This window comes from Thermus thalpophilus (assembly GCF_022760915.1).
In the GTDB taxonomy this organism is placed as follows: Bacteria; Deinococcota; Deinococci; order Deinococcales; family Thermaceae; genus Thermus; species Thermus thalpophilus.
The window spans coordinates 1-680 of the sequence record NZ_JAKTNS010000104.1 but is presented as its reverse complement, the minus strand read 5'-3'; the positions used below and the strand labels follow the sequence as shown (position 1 = coordinate 680).

Genomic DNA, 680 nt, shown 5'->3' with positions numbered 1-680 from the left:
CCAGGTGGGGGGGCAGGAGGGTCTGGCCGAGGTCTTCCCCTTCCGAGTGGTCCATGACCGCAGTCTACCCAGGCGCTCAGGGTGAGCGCTTACCGCTCACCCCCGGCGCTGAGCGGGCGCTCACCCCCTTGGGGCGATTCCGGAAGGGCGCACCGAAGGGCCTAGGCCACCCAGACAAAGGCGGCCCTCCTTGGGTAAGCTCAGGGGCGTGCGGGAGAAGCCCGTCCGGCTCACCGCCCACGCTCGTATGCGCCTCGCCCGAGGAGCCACCCAGGAAGAGGTGGAGCGGGCCATACGGGAAGCCCCCTGGGCGCCAGCCCTGGAGGGAAGGTGGAGCGCCACCCTAGAGTTCCCTTTCGCGGGGGAGTGGAACGGTCGGCGCTACAATGCCAAGCAGGTTCGGCCCATCTTCGTGGAGGAAGAGGACGCCTTAGTGGTCATCACCGTTTACGTCTACTTCCTGCCCAAGGGGGGTCTCTGAAAGGAGGAAGCATGCGAATCACTTACGACCCGGAAGCCGATGCCCTCTACATCGCCTTCGGGGAGGGCCCCGCCACCGTGGAGGAGGTAGCCCCGGGGGTAGCCCTGGACTGGGACAGGGAGGGAAGGCTCTTGGGGATTGAGATCCTGGACGCCAGCCGGCGCCTCTCGGACCCCAGGGCCCTCTCCCGCCTCCTCCT

General features: G+C 67.8%; 2 protein-coding genes. Both read left to right on the top strand.

The annotated features are described in order from the left end of the window. The first annotated feature begins 208 nt into the window (after positions 1 to 208). Positions 209 to 481, top strand: coding sequence for a DUF4258 domain-containing protein (locus L0D17_RS13200; RefSeq protein ID WP_152024493.1), 273 nt, complete (start codon positions 209 to 211; stop codon positions 479 to 481). Positions 482 to 492: 11 nt separating this feature from the next. After that, positions 493 to 680, top strand: a 188-nt coding sequence (locus L0D17_RS13195; protein WP_243095706.1) for a DUF2283 domain-containing protein, incomplete at its 3' end; no start/stop codon positions are given.